Source organism: Caulobacter ginsengisoli, from assembly GCF_030814835.1.
In the GTDB taxonomy this organism is placed as follows: Bacteria; Pseudomonadota; Alphaproteobacteria; order Caulobacterales; family Caulobacteraceae; genus Caulobacter; species Caulobacter ginsengisoli.
In genome coordinates this window covers 186,106-202,119 of the sequence record NZ_JAUSVS010000006.1, presented here as the reverse complement: position 1 = coordinate 202,119, position 16,014 = coordinate 186,106, and the positions used below count along the sequence as shown (strand labels likewise).

General features: G+C 67.9%; 15 protein-coding genes. 9 read left to right on the top strand and 6 right to left on the bottom strand.

Annotated elements, in window-relative coordinates; genetic code table 11:
- Positions 1-22 precede the first annotated feature (22 nt).
- A complete protein-coding gene (locus QO010_RS15890; RefSeq protein WP_307350675.1) occupies positions 23-802 on the top strand; it encodes an enoyl-CoA hydratase in 780 nt (259 codons plus the stop codon).
- Here QO010_RS15890 and QO010_RS15885 read toward each other — a convergent pair.
- Positions 789-1,244 carry a hypothetical protein gene (locus tag QO010_RS15885; RefSeq protein ID WP_307350673.1) on the bottom strand — a complete coding sequence of 152 codons (456 nt, stop codon included), beginning with the start codon at positions 1,242-1,244 and terminating at the stop codon, positions 789-791. The genes QO010_RS15890 and QO010_RS15885 overlap by 14 nt on opposite strands.
- A gap of 130 nt (positions 1,245-1,374) precedes the next feature.
- On the opposite strand from QO010_RS15885, the gene rpsT reads away from it, so the two are divergent.
- Positions 1,375-1,644, top strand: a complete 270-nt coding sequence (gene rpsT, locus QO010_RS15880) for a 30S ribosomal protein S20 (protein WP_307350671.1) — start codon at positions 1,375-1,377, stop codon at positions 1,642-1,644.
- A gap of 446 nt (positions 1,645-2,090) precedes the next feature.
- Complete coding sequence (gene dnaA, locus QO010_RS15875) at positions 2,091-3,533, top strand: chromosomal replication initiator protein DnaA (RefSeq protein ID WP_307350670.1); 1,443 nt, start codon at positions 2,091-2,093, stop codon at positions 3,531-3,533.
- A 177-nt stretch (positions 3,534-3,710) separates the two neighbouring features.
- On the opposite strand, the gene QO010_RS15870 is transcribed toward dnaA, so the two are convergent.
- The 3 genes from QO010_RS15870 to QO010_RS15860 form a co-directional block, all read right to left on the bottom strand.
- On the bottom strand, positions 3,711-4,811 hold the full coding sequence (locus QO010_RS15870) for a pyridoxal phosphate-dependent aminotransferase (protein WP_307350669.1): 1,101 nt from the start codon (positions 4,809-4,811) through the stop codon (positions 3,711-3,713).
- A 28-nt stretch (positions 4,812-4,839) separates the two neighbouring features.
- A complete protein-coding gene (locus QO010_RS15865; RefSeq protein WP_307350667.1) occupies positions 4,840-5,736 on the bottom strand; it encodes a dienelactone hydrolase family protein in 897 nt (298 codons plus the stop codon).
- 292 nt (positions 5,737-6,028) lie between these two features.
- Positions 6,029-6,631, bottom strand: a complete 603-nt coding sequence (locus QO010_RS15860) for an alpha-ketoglutarate-dependent dioxygenase AlkB (RefSeq protein ID WP_307350664.1) — start codon at positions 6,629-6,631, stop codon at positions 6,029-6,031.
- 166 nt (positions 6,632-6,797) lie between these two features.
- On the opposite strand from QO010_RS15860, the gene QO010_RS15855 reads away from it, so the two are divergent.
- Positions 6,798-9,359, top strand: a complete 2,562-nt coding sequence (locus QO010_RS15855; RefSeq protein ID WP_307350662.1) for a M1 family metallopeptidase — start codon at positions 6,798-6,800, stop codon at positions 9,357-9,359.
- On the opposite strand, the gene QO010_RS15850 is transcribed toward QO010_RS15855, so the two are convergent.
- Together QO010_RS15850 and QO010_RS15845 are read right to left on the bottom strand one after the other, a co-directional pair.
- On the bottom strand, positions 9,346-10,245 hold the full coding sequence (locus tag QO010_RS15850; protein ID WP_307350660.1) for a phosphodiester glycosidase family protein: 900 nt from the start codon (positions 10,243-10,245) through the stop codon (positions 9,346-9,348). The two genes, QO010_RS15855 and QO010_RS15850, sit on opposite strands and share 14 nt — an antisense overlap.
- Before the next feature lie 69 nt (positions 10,246-10,314).
- The gene (locus QO010_RS15845; RefSeq protein WP_307350658.1) at positions 10,315-10,665 is read right to left on the bottom strand and encodes a hypothetical protein; all 351 of its coding nucleotides are present in this window, start codon (positions 10,663-10,665) and stop codon (positions 10,315-10,317) included.
- Between the two features lie 344 nt (positions 10,666-11,009).
- Between QO010_RS15845 and dnaK the strand changes: the two genes are divergently transcribed.
- From dnaK to QO010_RS15820, 5 genes are all read left to right on the top strand, one after another.
- Positions 11,010-12,920: a molecular chaperone DnaK gene (dnaK, locus tag QO010_RS15840; RefSeq protein ID WP_307350655.1), complete on the top strand. Its 1,911-nt coding sequence runs from the start codon at positions 11,010-11,012 to the stop codon at positions 12,918-12,920.
- Between the two features lie 174 nt (positions 12,921-13,094).
- The gene (dnaJ, locus tag QO010_RS15835) at positions 13,095-14,249 is read left to right on the top strand and encodes a molecular chaperone DnaJ (RefSeq protein WP_307350653.1); all 1,155 of its coding nucleotides are present in this window, start codon (positions 13,095-13,097) and stop codon (positions 14,247-14,249) included.
- A gap of 56 nt (positions 14,250-14,305) precedes the next feature.
- Positions 14,306-14,818, top strand: coding sequence for a hypothetical protein (locus QO010_RS15830; protein WP_307350651.1), 513 nt, complete (start codon positions 14,306-14,308; stop codon positions 14,816-14,818).
- Between the two features lie 81 nt (positions 14,819-14,899).
- Complete coding sequence (locus tag QO010_RS15825; RefSeq protein WP_307350649.1) at positions 14,900-15,406, top strand: hypothetical protein; 507 nt, start codon at positions 14,900-14,902, stop codon at positions 15,404-15,406.
- 56 nt (positions 15,407-15,462) lie between these two features.
- The gene (locus QO010_RS15820; protein ID WP_307350647.1) at positions 15,463-16,014 is read left to right on the top strand and encodes a hypothetical protein; all 552 of its coding nucleotides are present in this window, start codon (positions 15,463-15,465) and stop codon (positions 16,012-16,014) included.

Sequence of the window (16,014 nt, the reverse complement as noted above, 5' to 3'; positions counted from 1 at the left end):
GAGCCGGTCCAAAACCCGCGTCATGACCTACAACACCCTGCTGATCGAAACCCCCTCCCCCGGCGTGACCCTGGTGCGCCTCAACCGCCCCGAGGCGCTCAACGCCCTCAACAGCGAGCTGCTCGGCGAACTGGCCCAGGCCCTGACCGCCGCCACGGCCGACGACAGCATCCGCTGCCTGGTGCTGACCGGCTCGCCCAAGGCCTTCGCGGCGGGGGCCGACATCAAGGAGATGTCGTCCAAGTCCTATGCGCAGATGTTCACGTCGAACTTCTTCGCCGACGCGGCCAAGGCGCTGGAGGGGTTCCGCAAGCCGATCATCGCGGCGGTCTCGGGCTATGCCCTGGGCGGCGGCTGCGAGCTGGCCATGATGTGCAGCTTCATCATCGCCGCCGACACGGCGAAATTCGGCCAGCCGGAGATCAATCTCGGCGTCGCCCCCGGCATCGGCGGCACCCAGCGGCTGACGCGGTTCGTCGGCAAGTCCAAGGCCATGGACATGATCCTCACGGCCCGAATGATGGACGCGGCCGAGGCCGAGCGGGCCGGGCTGGTCAGCCGGGTCGTGCCCGCCGACCGCCTGCTGGACGAGGCCCTGGAGGCCGCCGCCAAGATCGCCTCGCTCTCACCGCTGGCGGTGATGATGAACAAGGAGCTGGTCGAGGCCGCCTACGAGACCACCCTGACCGCCGGCGTCGCCCTGGAGCGGCGCCTCTTCCACTCCCTCTTCGCCTTCGAGGACCAGAAGGAGGGCATGGCCGCCTTCGTGGAAAAGCGGAAGCCTGACTTCAAGGGGCGGTAGGGGCGTCGGCGTTAGGCAGGGTGGCGCCGCTGAAGATGAACTGGCCGGCGATGGACCCCAGCCATTCGGCGAAGGCCTTGGCCGCCGCTTCGCCCGCGCCCTTGGTCACCACCACCGCGACGGGCGCTTCCGGGGTTCCCACCGTCCAGCGGTTTTCCAGCGGCGCCCGGCGCGTGCGCTGAAGATTGTCGGCCAGCAGCAGCTGGTGGGTGATCAGGATTCGCGCGCCGTCGGCTTCGGCGAGTTTGATGAGCTCCGTCGGCGGTCCCTGCGCAATCGTCCAGCGGCTGTCCGGGTGCGACTTCTGATACGTCGTCAACGAGCGCTTGACGGCCTCGACCAGGTCCGGATCGCAGATCACCGCCAGGTCGTCGCTCTTCTGACTGCAACTGGCTGCCGCGCCCAGCGCGGCGAGGGAAACCAGCAAGGTCCGGCGGTGCATAAAGAGTCCTTTCAACGACTTGCCTGGCGTCTGCGCATTGACCCGGGGGCCAGCGTTGCGTATATCGCGCGCCTTCCAATTCAGTGGCGCCCATTCTCGGGCGTCCAGTCCGTTCGAGGTTTTCTAAGCCATGGCCAACAATCCCGGCGCTAAAAAAGCGATCCGTAAGATCGAGCGCCGCACCGAGGTCAACAAGGCCCGCCGCTCGCGTGTCCGCACCTTCCTGCGCAAGTTCGAAGAAGCTCTGACCGGCGGCGACGCCGGGGCCGCCAAGGCCGCCTTCATCGAGGCTCAGTCCGAACTGATGCGGGCCGTGTCCAAGGGCGTGGTCCACAAGAACACCGGCTCGCGCAAGGTCTCGCGCCTGGCGGCCCAGCTCAAGAAGATGGCCGCGGCCTAATCTTTGGGCTGATTGCCCACGATTTCCGTAGAACGCTGATTTATCAGCGCTTTTGAACCGATCCGGTCCCTGACCGGGTCGGTTTTTTCGCTTGACCCAAGCCCCGTTCGGAGTCCGTCGTACGCGCTGCCTGCGGCCAATTAACCCTGCTCCGAACTCGCGCGGTTAACGAATTCCCTTGCGGGGCGAGGGGTCCTCGCGAGTCAACAGAAAGATTCGCTGGAGTCGTCAAATTTCCCGTTTGACCCCCCCATCGAGGTGGCTAGTGTTGGGCCACAGACGCATTTTTTCCTTCCTCAGTCGGATGAAAACAAAAGCGGCGGCGGATGCATGCGCATACGCCGCGCGGGGAAGCTTTCCCTGTTTCTGAAGGGCGTTTTCCGTCGCGGGGGACGGACAATGTTGTGGGTTCGGGCGTGACCGGAAACGAGAGAAGTGAGGGGCTAATGATGACAAGGGGCGCTCAAGGCATGCCTGAGCTGACGCCAGCCGACACCGTTTGGACCAAGGCCTGTTCGGCCCTGCGTCGTGAGCTGGGTGAGGCTGATTTCGGTTCCTGGCTGAGCCAAGCGGCCCTGCGCGAGGGCGCCGCCGGCGCCCTGGTGCTGGTCACCCCCACGGGCGTCGCCCGCGACTGGATTCGCCGCAACGCTTGGCGCCGCATCGCCGAGCTGTGGGCCCAGAACGACCCGCAGGGCCGTCACCTGGACCTCAAGTCGCGCATGGAGTTCGAGGCCGAGGCTGGTCCGGCCTCTTCCGCGAGCCCGGCCGTCGTCGTCTCGCCGCTGGAAATCGCCGATCCCGTCTCCACCGACGCGGCCCCCGCCGCCGGCCGCGGCCGCAGCGCCGCCCTGGGCGGGCTGCAGGAGCGCTTCACCTTCGACACCTTCGTGGTGGGACCGGCCAACGAGTTCGCCTATGCGGTGGCCAAGCGCGTGGCCAGCTGGGCCGACGGTCACTTCAACCCGGTGGTGATCCACAGCTCCTACGGCTTCGGCAAGACCCACCTGATGAACGCCATGGCCTGGGAGGCCATGCGCACCCAGCCGACCCGCAAGGTGGTCTATCTGAGCGCCGAGCGCTTCCTGTCGACCTTCGTGCGGGCGGTGATGGACCGCGCCACCACCGCCTTCAAGGAAGAGCTGCGCGACGCCGACCTGCTCTTGATCGACGACGTCCACTTCGTCGGCGGCAAGCAGTCCACGCAGGAAGAGCTGTTCCACACCCTGACCGCCCTGATGGAGGACGGCCGCCGGGTGGTGTTCTCCACCGACCGGCCGCCCAGCGCCATCACCGAGATCGACGCCCGCCTGCGCAGCCACCTGTCGGCGGGCCTGGTCTGCGGCATCGAGCCGGCCGACCGCGACCTGCGGCTCGGCATCCTGGAAAAGAAGCTCGACACCCTCGGCCGCCAGCAGGGCTTCGCCGCCACCGCCCGGCCCGAAGTGCTGCAGTTCCTGGCCGACCGCTTCACCGACAGTGTCCGCGAGCTGGAAGGGGCCCTCAACACCCTGGTCGCCCGCGCCGGGGTCGGGGTTTCCAGGCTCTCGCTGGACGAAGCCCAGGCCATCCTGCGCCCCCACCTGCGCGGCGCCGAAAAGCGCATCACCATCGACGACATCCAGAAGGCCACCTCCGAGCATTTCGGCCTCAAGCAGGCCGACCTGATCAGCGAACGCCGCAACCGCTCCATCGCCCGGCCCAGACAGGCGGCCATGTGGCTGGCGAAGCAGCTGACGACCCGCTCGCTGCCCGATATCGGCCGGCGGTTTGGCGGCCGGGACCATACGACGGTGCTGCACGCGGTGCGGCGGATCGAGGAACTGAAGGCCGGGGACGCGCAGCTGGCGCGGGATCTCGAGGCCCTGGCGCGGAAATTACGCGGCTAATCCTCACCCGGAGGGGGAGGGGGACCGCCGCGCAGCGGTGGTGGAGGGGGTCGGTGTGGTTCCCACGCTTGGCTTGAGTCCTCAGCCGATCCGCCGCGCCCTTTTTTGAACCCTGGAAGTCACACGGACCCCCTCCACCATGCTCCGCATGGTCCCCCTCCCCCTCCGGGTGAGGATTTAGAGGGCCGCCTTCCGCAACGACGCCGAGATCGCCTTCAGCCCCCCCGCCAGCTCCGCCGGCAGCGGCCAGCCGTAGCCCAGCCGGAAATACCGGTCGTCCTGCTCGAACCAGTGCCCCGGCCCGACATAGCAGCCGTGGATGTCGTTCAAGGTCGCGTAGAAGACCGCCATGTCGACCTCGCCGACGATGCGCGGGAAGCAGACGCAGCCGCCCGACGGCTCCACCCATTCCAGCATGGGCTCGGCGGCGATCCAGGCCGCCACGCTGTCGAACGCCGCCTTGAGCGGGGCCTGGACGCTGGCCATCCAGGCGTCGGCCTGGCTGTAGGCGGCCAGGCCGATGGCCTCGTCGACCACGCTGCCGCAGATGCCGATCTGCTCCTTGGCGCACAGGAAGCGGTAGTTCAGCCCCCGGTCGCGGCTGACGATCCAGCCCAGGCGGATGCCGGGAATGCCATAGCTCTTCGACAGGGACGAGACGCTGATCAGCCGCTCGCTGAGCGTCGCGGCCACCGGCGGCTTTTCCACGAAGGACATGTCGCGATAGGTCTCGTCGACCAGCACATGCACGTCATGGCGCTCGGCCATCGCCGCGACGGCCCGCAAGGTGGCCGCCGACAGCGCCACGCCGGTGGGGTTATGCGGCGTGGTCAGGCTGATCAGCCTGGTCTTGGGCGTGATCATCGTCTCGAGCCGCGCCAGGTCCAGCGCAAAGCCGTCCTCGAACTTCAGGTCCAGGCATTCGACCTGGCAGCCCAGGATGCGCGGGGTCTCGATGTTGGTGGCGTAGTTGGGCCGCACCACGATCATGTGGTCGCCGCGATCCAGCAGGGTGACCGCCACGATGAACAGGGCCGCCGCGGCGCCCGCGGTCAGCAGCACCTCGCCACTCTGCATCCCGGCCCGCGCCGCGATCGCCTCGCGCAGGGGCGGCAGGCCCAGGTGATCGGTGTAGCAGAGGATCTGGTCGTTCAGGTCCAGGCCCAGTTCCGCCAGGGTGCGGTCCCGCAGCGAGGATTCGGTCAGGTTGAACTTGATCTTGTCGTAGCCGAGCTGTTCGGGCGACTCCGCCTCGATGAGCATGCGTGGAAAACGCAAAGGCGGAGCCCCCTCTAGAACCTAGGCCTTAGTACGACTTACCCGGCATCTTGTAGAAGGCGAAATAGTCCAGCATCCGCTTCCAGCCGTCGGCCGCCGCCTCGGCGTTGTAGCTGGGCCGGTAGTCGGCGTGGAAGCCGTGCTGGGCCTCGGGATAGACGATCAGCTGGCTGTTGGTCTTGCGCCCGTCGATCATCGCCTGGCGCATCTTCTCGATGTCGCTCTGGGGGATGCCCTGGTCCTTGCCGCCATAGAGGCCCAGCACCGGGCATTTCAGCTCTGGCGCCAGCTCCAGCGGCCAGCGGCGCTCGGGCTCGGACAGGAACTGCCCGTCGGCCGGGCGCGACAGGCGGCCGTACCAGGCCACCCCGCACTTGAAATAGCGGAACCGCTCGCAGGCCAGCCAGACCACCGCCCCGCCCCAGCAGAAGCCGGTAATAGCCATCTTCTTGGGATCGACGAAGCCCTGCGCCATCGCCCATTGCACGCTGGCGTCCAGGTCGGTCATCACCTGGGCGTCGGAGGCGGCCGAGACGATGCGGCGGATCTCGGCGAAATCGGTGACCGGGGCCGGATCGCCGGCCCGCACGAAGAAGTCGGTGGCCATGGCCACATAGCCCAGCTTGGCGAGGCGCCGGCAGATGTCGCGGATATATTCGTGGATGCCGAACACCTCGGAGATCACCATCACGGTGGGGAACTTCCCCTTCGCCCTGGGCCGGGCGACATAGGCCGGGATCGAGCGGTCGCTGGCGGGGACCATGACGGTCTCGCAGATCAGGCCGGTTTCGTCCGTATGGATCGGGTCGGCCTCGGCCGAAAAGGCGGCTACCGCATAGCCGGCGAAGAACAGGCCGCCCAGCGAGCGGCGCGAGACATCGAAGTCGCCCGGAAGGGGACCTTCGGGCCGGTTCAGTACGCGCATCGGCGTTTCCTCCCACTATTGCCGGCACCCTATCCCCGGGAAAGCGGCGAGGGGAAGGGGAGTCTGGGGGTGCGATGCGATCCGACTTCCGGGGCGGCGTGCATGTGGGTTTAAGCCGCTTCGCGGGAGGAAGAGGAGTTTTAGAGGAGAAGAGCGAGCGACAGCGACTTCCCAGCAGAGCGCCGCAGGCTGTCCTTCGAATGGAATGCCTGCGGCGCTTCAAGGATGGCCCGGCCGCTCACTCTTCTCCTCTAAAACTCCTCTTCCTCCCCGCCGAAGGCGGCACACTTTCCTAAGCCGGCCGCGCCCGCCGCAAAGTCAGATTGATCCGCCCACCCCCAGGCACCAGCCGCGAGGACCCGCCCAGGATGCGGTCCACCCCGTGATAGGCCAGCCGCGCCTCTCCCCCCAGCAGGCAGACATCGCCGGAACTGAGCTTCAGCGAGCGGGTGGGATCGGTGCGCTTGCGGCCGCCGATGCGGAAGACGGCGGTGTCCCCCAGCGAGACCGACAGCACCGGAAAGCCGAAATCGGCCTCGTCGCGATCCTGATGCAGTCCCATCCGGGCCCCGGGGCGATAGAGGTTGACCAGGCAGGCGTCGGGCGGGGTGGCGGGGTCGGCCAGCTCGGCCCAGAGGTCGAGCAACAACTGGGGCATCGGCGGCCAGGGCCGGCCGGTGACCGGGTGGGCGGCTTCGTAGCGGTAGCCGGCGGCGTCGGTGATCCAGTTCAGCGGTCCCATCCCGGTCATCTCCACCCGCATGGGCAGGCCGCCGGGGGTGATCGGCGTGTAGAAGGGCGCGTCCTCAGCGCCCGCCATCACTGCGCTGACAAGCGCGGCCTGCGCCTCGGCGTCGAGGCGGCCGGGAAGATAGAGGAAGCCGGACGGGATCATGGATCTTCGATAGCGCATCGCGGCCAGCATGGCGGCCTTTGCGGTGAATACGCGTCCGGATTCCGCCGGGAGATCGGCGAAGGAACTTCCGAACCTGACAAAAGCTTCATGATCATGGCGATCCGCAACAGCCTAGGTTACCGCGCAACTCCCGGGGAGGATCGAGATGCTCCAAAGTCTGGCCCGCGCCGCCACGCTCACGGCTGTCCTGTTGCTGGCCGCCTGCGCCCCGCAGAAGGACGCCCGCCAGGTCCTGCCCCCCGGCGTCACCCCGATCCACTACGACATCAGCGTGGTCCCCGACGCCGCCAACCTGAGGTTCGGCGGCACGATGGGGGCCGACATCGTGCTCGGCGCGCCGATGGAGACCCTGACCCTCAACGCCGCCAACCTGAAGTTCTTCAAGGTGGCGGTGGATGGCCGCGTGCCCGACGTGAAGATCGCCTATGACCAGGACGCCCAGCGGGCCAGCCTGACCTTCGCCGCGCCGCTCCCCGCCGGCAAGCACCGCCTGACCATCGACTATACCGGCCGCATCGAGCAGCAGGCCCAGGGCCTGTTCGCCATCGACTATGACGGTCCGGCCGGCGAGAAGAAGCGGCTGCTGGCCACCCAGTTCGAAAGCCCCGACGCCCGCAGATTCGCCCCGATGTGGGACGAGCCGGCCCTCAAAGCCACCTTCACCCTCAGCGTCGCCGCCCCCAAGGACCAGCTGGTGGTTTCCAACATGCCGGCCGCCGCGACGGCGGACCTGGGCAACGGCCTCATCAAGACCACCTTCCAGCAATCCCCGAAGATGAGCTCCTACCTTCTGTTCATGGCCATGGGCGATCTGGAGCGGGTTCACCGCCAGGTCGGCAAGGTCGATGTCGGCATGGTGGTCAAGCGCGGCTCGACGGCCGAGGCGGCGTTCGGCCTCGACGCCGCCGCCAAGCTGCTCCCCTATTACGACGACTATTTCGGCACGCCCTATCCGCTGCCCAAGCTGGACATGGTGGCCATCCCCGGCGGCTCGACCGCCTTCTCGGCCATGGAGAACTGGGGGGCCATCCTCTATTTCGAGAAGGCCGTGCTGGTCGACGCCAAGGTCTCCTCCGAGGAAGACCGCCAGAACGCCTTCACCACCATCGCCCACGAGATGGCCCACCAGTGGTTCGGCGACCTGGTGACCATGAAATGGTGGGACGACATCTGGCTGAACGAGGGCTTCGCCTCCTGGATGGAGACCAAGGCCACCGACCATTTCCATCCCGAATGGTCGGTCTGGCTGCAGGACCAGGCGGGCAGCGACGCGGCCAAGAACCTCGACGCCCGCTCGGCCACCCACCCGGTCGTGGTCCCGGTCGCCGACGCCCGCGACACCCCCTTCGACACCATCTCCTACCAGAAGGGCCAGGCGGTCATCCGCATGATCGAGGCCTATGTCGGCGAGGACAAATTCCGCCAGGCCCTGCGCAGCTATATGAAGAAACACGCCTACGGCAACGCCACCAGCCAGGACCTGTGGGCCGAGGTCCAGGCCGCCTCGGGCCTGCCGATCCTGGCCATCGCCAGGGACTTCACCACCCAGGGCGGGGTGCCGATGGTCAAGGTGTCGGCCTACGGCGAGGAAGATGGCGTGCGGCTCAAGCAGACGCGCTTTGGCGTCGATGCGGAGTCGAAGGCCTGGCGGTCCTGGAACATCCCGGTGCGGGTGGGCCGCGAGCAGGGCGTCATGACGCCCGGCCACAGCCTTGGCTTCATCTACAGCTATGCGGTCGTGAACACCGGCCAGACCGGCTATTTCCGCACCGACTACGACGCGCGCAGCTTTGCCCGGATCTCCCGGGACTTCGCCAAACTCGACCCCGCCGACCAGTTGGGCGTGCTGAACGACAGCTGGGCCCTGGGCGAGGCCGGCGTCGAACCGCTGGCCCGCTGGTTCGCCCTGGCCGGCCGGCTGCCCGCCGACGCCAACCCCATCGTCTGGATCAATGTCGCCGATGCCCTGGAAGCCGTCGACGACCTCTATGACGGCGATCCCCGCCAGGCCGCCTTCCGCGCCAAGGCCCGCGCTGTCCTGGCGCCGGTCTGGGCCCGGGTCGGCTGGACGCCCAAGGCCGGTGAGATTCCCACCGTCATCCTGCTGCGCACCGAGCTGATCCAGGCGCTCGGCCAGTTCGACGACGCCGCCGTCGTCGCGGAGGCTAGAGCCCGGTTCGCCCGCATGGACAGCGATCCCCTGCCAGCCGCCATCCGGGGCGAAACCCTGCGCGTGGTGGCCAGCCACGCTGACTCTGCGACCTGGGAGCGGCTGCACGCCCTGGCGGCGGGGTCGAAGAACGCCCTGGAGAAGCAGCAGTTCTACTCGGTGCTGGGCGCCGCCCGCGATCCGGCCCTGGCCCGCCGCACCCTGGACCTGGCGCTCAGCGACGAGCCGCCGATCACGCTTAGGCCCGTGCTGCTGCGCGAGGTCAGCCGGCGCAACGCCGCCATGACCTGGGACTTCCTGATGCAGAACCAGGCCAGGGCCGACGCCCAGTTCGCCCCCGACGGCCTGGCCAGCGTGGTCCCGCGCCTGACGGGGGGGACCAACGACCCGGCCCTGGCCGGCAGGATCGGCGCCTGGGCCACCGCCCATGGCGGCATCGGCGCCCGGCTGAAGGCCGGCCTCTCGGCGGTCGAACAGCGGGCCCGGGTCAAGCGCGACCGGCTGGGCGAGGTCGACGCCTGGGTCAGGGGCGCCTAGCCGCGGGCAGCGGCTGGGCGAAGACGCCCAGAGAGGCGCCGACGAAGCGCAGCGACCCGTCGCTGGGGTTGTTCAGCACGTTGTAGCCGCCCTGGCCGTCGGACTGGACCATGCTGGACGAGCCGCCGCCGTCGAGATTGACCGCCGTCCAGGCGTTCAAACAGATCATCACGCTCGCCGCCTGCGGCACGGTCAGGCCGCCGCTGTCGCCCGCCTTGCCGTCGATGGTGACCAGATAGAGGGTGTCGCCGTCCTGCGAGAGGCCCAGCATGGTGCGGGCCGCCGAGCCGAACGGATCGGCGTAGCGGGGGTTCTGGGCGCCGCCGTTGTTCTGTCCCTGCTGGACGATGATCCCCGTGCCGGCCACGGCGGTGACGACTCCGTTCAGCGGCGTCAGGACGGCGGGCGTCTGGATGGCGACCTGGTTGCCGGCGCCGAAGGTGACCAGGGCCGTCCCCGCCTCGAACGGGTCGATGTTCTGCCCCGAGACCTGCTGGCCCTTGGCGACCACCATGCCCAGCAGGACGGTGTCCGCGCTGGTTCCGCCATTGCCCAGATCCTGGCAGCAGGGCCAGAACAGATTGGCGTTGATCGCCACGGCCGTGTTCGAGGCGACCAGGAACTGGCCGGTCGTCGCCGACCGGGTGTCCTGCGACCCACCGCCGGTCGAGGCGGTGAAGCCAACCCCCGGCGCGGTCAGGTCGATGGTCAGGACCTCGCCGAAGAAGTCGTTGTTCGGGTCGGTCACGGTCGAAAAGGCGACGCCCTGGAATTTCAGCAACGGCGTGGTCTGCTGAAAGCCCGGGATCGTGCAGGCTCCCGCCTGGGCCAAGGCCAGGCCGGGGACCGCCGCCAGCAGAACCGCCATCAAAACCAGCCGCCGCATCCCGGACTCTCCCTCAGATTGCCAGGGAGAGCCTAGAAGCGGCGGGGTGGCTGCGCAATCGCGACGGGATCAGTCCCCCGTATACCGGTAGACGCTGACGTTGCAGACATCGATGCCCTGGCGGATCAGCACGTCGCCGTCGCTGAACACCGCCTTGAAATCGTATTTGCAGTAGCCGGTGCCGTCATCGACATTGACGGTCACCGAGGCGCCCGGCCGCAGCATGTCGGTCCCCAGGATGTCTTCCTCCCAGTCGTTCTGGCCGATGTTGGAGGCGTAGAACTGCACGATGGTGTGGTCGGTCTCGTTGATGATCTTGACCCGGCGATCCTCGGCCAGGGCCGGGCCGGCGATGAGGGCCGATAGGCCGGCGGCGAGCAGAACCAGCCGGCGGGCGCGGGCGGCGAAAACGAAGGTCATGTGAGGGGTTCCAAACCAAGGGAAACTGACGGACCCCACCCTGGATGCGCGCCGGCCGGGCCCATACCCACGAAAAGGGGCCTCCGCGACGGAGTGTCCTCAAACGCCCCGAACGATCAAACCCCCGACATCCGTAGGGCTTTTCCCCTTGCGAGTGGGCGAGACTTCCCCATATGGCGACTCGAAACGGCGCTTTCCGTCAGCGGAAGGCTCCGCTATGCAACCGGGTCGTCTTTGACGGTCCCAACCTGGATTAACCGGGGACGGAAGAGAAAAACCGGGGCGCCTCTTTCGAGGGCCCTCGCCGCCACCGTCCGCCACTTGAGGAGCGAAGAGAACCACAGATGAGCAAGATCATCGGCATCGACCTGGGCACCACCAACTCGTGCGTGGCCATCATGGACGGCAAGACGCCCAAGGTGATCGAGAACGCCGAGGGCGCCCGCACCACCCCCTCGGTCGTCGCCTATCTGGAAGATGGCGAACGTCTCGTCGGCCAGCCGGCCAAGCGCCAGGCGGTCACCAACGCCTCCAACACCCTGTTCGCCATCAAGCGCCTGATCGGCCGCGCCTTCACCGACCCGGTGGTCGCCAAGGACAAGGACATGGTGCCCTACGAGATCGTCAAGGGCCCGACCGGCGACGCCTGGGTCCGCGCCCAGGGCAAGGACGTCAGCCCGCAACAGGTCTCGGCCGACATCCTGATCAAGATGAAGGAAGCCGCCGAGCAGCACCTGGGTGAAAAGGTCGAGAAGGCCGTCATCACGGTTCCGGCCTACTTCAACGACGCCCAGCGCCAGGCGACCAAGGACGCCGGCAAGATCGCCGGCCTGGAAGTCCTGCGCATCATCAACGAACCCACCGCCGCGGCGCTGGCCTACGGGCTTGAGAAGTCCGAGGGCAAGAAGATCGTCGTCTACGACCTGGGCGGCGGCACCTTCGACGTCTCCGTGCTGGAAATCGGCGACGGCGTCTTCGAGGTGAAGGCCACCAACGGCGACACCTTCCTGGGCGGCGAGGACTTCGACCTGCGCATCGTCGACTACCTGTCCGACGAGTTCAAAAAGGAAACCGGCGTCGACCTGCGCAAGGACAAGCTGGCCCTGCAGCGCCTGAAGGAAGAGGGCGAGAAGGCCAAGAAGGAGCTCTCCAGCGTCACCCAGTACGAGGTGAACCTGCCCTTCATCAGCATGAACGCCTCCGGCCCGCTGCACCTGAACATCAAGCTCTCGCGCGCCAAGCTCGAGGCCCTGGTGGAAGACCTGATCGCCAAGACCATCGGTCCCTGCGAGCAGGCCCTCAAGGACGCCGGCCTGAAGAAGGGCGACATCGAGGAAGTGGTCCTGGTCGGCGGCATGACCCGCATGCCCAAGGTCGTGGACGCGGTGAAGGAATTCTTCGGCCGCGAGCCCCACAAGGGCGTCAACCCCGATGAAGTCGTGGCGCTGGGCGCGGCCATCCAGGCCGGCGTGCTGCAGGGCGACGTCAAGGACGTGCTGCTGCTGGACGTCACCCCGCTGACCCTGGGCATCGAGACCCTGGGCGGCGTCTTCACCCCGCTGATCGAGCGCAACACCACCATCCCGACCAAGCGGTCCCAGACCTTCTCGACCGCCGACGACAACCAGAACGCCGTGACCATCCGGGTCTTCCAGGGTGAGCGGCCGATGGCGTCGGACAACAAGATGCTGGGTCAGTTCGACCTGATGGGCATCCCGCCGGCCCCGCGCGGCATGCCGCAGATCGAGGTCACCTTCGACATCGACGCCAACGGCATCGTCCATGTGACCGCCAAGGACAAGGCGACCAACAAGGAACAGTCGATCCGCATCCAGGCCAACGGCGGCCTCTCGGACGCCGACATCGAAAAGATGGTCAAGGAAGCCGAGGCCAACAAAGCCGACGACGAAAAGCGCAAGGTCGGCGTCGAGGCCAAGAACAGCGCCGACGCGGTCCTGCACTCGACCGAGAAGGCCCTGGCCGAACACGGCGACAAGGTCGACCCCGGCGAGAAGATGGCCATCGAGAACGCCATCAAGGAGCTGAAGGAAGCCCTGGAAGGCGACGACATCGAAGCCATCCAGGCCAAGACCCAGGCCTGTATCCAGACCTCGATGAAGCTGGGCGAGGCGATGTACAAGGCCCAGCAGGCCGAGTCTTCGCCCGAAGGCGGCGGCGAGGAAGCCAAGGCGGCGGACGACGGCGTCGTCGATGCCGAGTTCGAAGAAGTCGACGACTCCAAGCCCGCGGCGTGACGGTTTGCCCCATGGCGGTCAGAGCGTCACTGATGCACAAATCGTCCTGGGGATCGTCGCCGTCTCACGGTAACCCGCCCCGAGCGCCCGGCCCAGAGAATGGGTGGCGGGCTTGTCTCGGGGCGGGGATCACCCCACCTCCCATACAGATCGGTTTTGATGTGATCCCGTCCCATGCGTGATTACTATGAAGTCCTGGGCGTTCAGCGCGGCTGCGACGACGCGGCCCTGAAGGCGGCTTTCCGCAAGCTGGCCATGGAGCACCATCCCGACCGCAACGGCGGCTGCGAGGACGCGACCGGCCGGTTCAAGGAAATCAACGAGGCCTATTCCATCCTCTCCGACGCCCAGAAGCGGGCGGCCTATGACCGTTTCGGCCATGCCGGCGTCAATGGCGGCGGGGGCGGCGGCGGGCCGCAGGGTTTCGGCGACGTCCACGACATCTTCAACGAGGTGTTCGGCGAGGCGTTCGGCGAGATGTTCGGCGGCGGCCGCAAGGGCCGCTCCAACGGCCCGGCCCGGGGCGCCGACCTGCGCTACGACCTGGAGATCACCCTGGAGCAGGCCTATGCCGGCGCCGAGGTCGAGCTGAAGGTCCCCTCCTCCATCACCTGCGAGCCCTGCAACGGTTCGGGCGCCAAGCCCGGCACCAACCCGACCACCTGCGGCACCTGCGGCGGGGCCGGCCGGGTGCGCGCCACCCAGGGCTTCTTCGCCATCGAGCGCGCCTGCCCCCGCTGCGGCGGGGCCGGCAAGCTGGTGCTGGATCCCTGCCAGGCCTGTCACGGGGCCGGCCAGGTCCGCAAGGAGCGGGTCCTGTCGGTGCGCATCCCGGCCGGGGTCGATGACGGCGCCCGCATCCGCCTCGCCGGCGAGGGCGACGCCGGCCAGCGCGGCGGGCCGCGCGGCGACCTCTACATCTTCCTGTCGGTCAAGCCGCACGAGCTGTTCGAGCGCGACGGCCTGGACCTGCTCTGCACCGTCCCCGTGCCGATGACCACCGCCGCCCTGGGCGGCCAGATCGAGGCCCCCTGCCTGATGGGCGGCGAGAACTGCGACGGCCAGTGCAAGCTGCCCGTCGACGTCCCCGAGGGCGTGCAGACCGGCAAGACCATCCGCCTGAAGGGCCGCGGCATGCCCTCGCTGCGCAACCGCCAGAGGGGCGACCTGGTCGTCGAGCTCTATGTCGAGACGCCCACCCACCTCTCCGCCCGGCAGAAGGAACTGCTGCGCGAACTGGCCGACCTCTGCGGCGACAAGCAGCATCCCAAGTCCGCCAACTTCATCGGCAAGGCCAAGCGGTTCTGGGAAGAGGTGACGGGGGTCTAGCTTTCACCCCGTCCCGATCGGCGATAGGCTCCGTCCGCTGATCCGGAGGGCCGATCATGATCCTGCGCATCCTGGCGCTCGTCTGCGGCCTGCTGCTGGGCGCCGGCCCGGCCGCCGCGACCGACAGCTGGCAGCCCTATGTCAACAAGAGCTATGGCGTCTCGCTCCAGATGCCGAGCCCGCCGCAGATCAAGGTCGAGACGCCGCCGTCCGCCGACGGCCAGCCGACGCGCCGGACGCTGACCGTCACCGCCAAGCCGGCGGAGAACCGCTACTACATGCTGCGGGTCGACATCTTCGACCTGCCCAGGCGGGGCACGCCGCGCGAGCGCCTGAACCGCACCGTCGATGGCCTGCTCACCCCCGACCGCGGGCCGGTCATTTCGCGGACCGAGACCACGGTCGGCGGCAGCCCCGCCATCGATATCGTGTTCGGACCGGGGGAGGGCGGGGTCTATCTGCGCAGCCGGCTGATCAACCGCGAGGACAGGCTGATCCACCTGACCACCGCCTCCGACAGCCCCCCGCCGCTGGACCGCTTCTTCACGGAGTTCGCCTTCATCCCCTGAGCGGACGCGAACGCCGCTTCCCACATTGTTGCCGGGCTGACGCTCATCTAGGCTCGCCCTTCGAATTCATAGGGGCCCCAAATGTTCAATCGATGGCTTGCGGCGCTGCTGGGCAGCCTGCTGATCTGCGGCGGCGCCATGGCGGCCGACAGCTGGGTCCATTACCGCGACCCGGCCAGCGGCGCTTCGATGGACTTTCCGGGCCAGCCCGAACTCAGCACCGCCAACGGCGACGGGCGGGTGACCAGCACGGCGGGGGTTTCGACGGACGACGCCTATTACAGCCTGTCGGTCGTAACCTATGGCGAGGTCCTTGACGGCGATCCCTGGACCGTCCTGGAAGCCGGCCTCGCCGGGGGCCTCAACGCGGCCAACGCCACGCTGGTTTCCAAGACCCGTACCGAGATCGACGGCTCGCCCGCCATGGTCGTGGACATGAAGCGGGACTCGGACAACCTCAAATTCAGGAGCGTCTTCACGGTGCGAGACTCGCGCCTCTACGTCGCCGTCGTCGTGGGATCGCCCCAGCTGCCGGCCGAGACTGACCGCTTCCTGGCCTCCCTGCATCTGGGCGGCGAGACGCCCTGACGTTGGCCTTTCGGCGGCCCCGTTCTAGGGTGGCCGCAAATCCCGGGAGTCTGACGATGTCGTTGCGAAGCCTTGCCGCCCTGCTGGTCGGCCTGTCGCTGTGGAGCGGCGCGGCCCTGGCCGCCGAGCCGGACTGGCAGGCCTATCGCAATGACGAGTTCGGCGTCGCCACCGCGCTTCCCGCCGCGCCGCAGACCGTTACCAACAGCACGCCCGCGGAAGGGGAAAGGCCGGCCCTCAAGACGGTCATCGTCTCCAGCAGTTTTGGCGCCGACCGGTTCTATTCCCTGCAGATGACCCGCTCGACCCGGCCGCCGGACGATGTCGACGCCAAGCTCGCCACCCTGGCCGGGGTGCTGTCGGAGAAGCTGAACCTGCCGGTCATCTCGCAGACCCGGTTCACGTTCCAGGGCCTGCCGGCCCTCGACCTGGTCCTGGGCCCCAGCAGCGACAACGTCTACATCCGGGGCCGGTTCGTCCTGCGGGGCGGCGACCTGGTCCAGCTGCTCACCTCCAGGGTCGGCGAGGCGCCGCCGCTGGACCGGTTCTACAGCGACTTCAAGCTGGACCCGGTGTCGCCGGGCGGGGTTCCCGCCGGCGGACTCTAG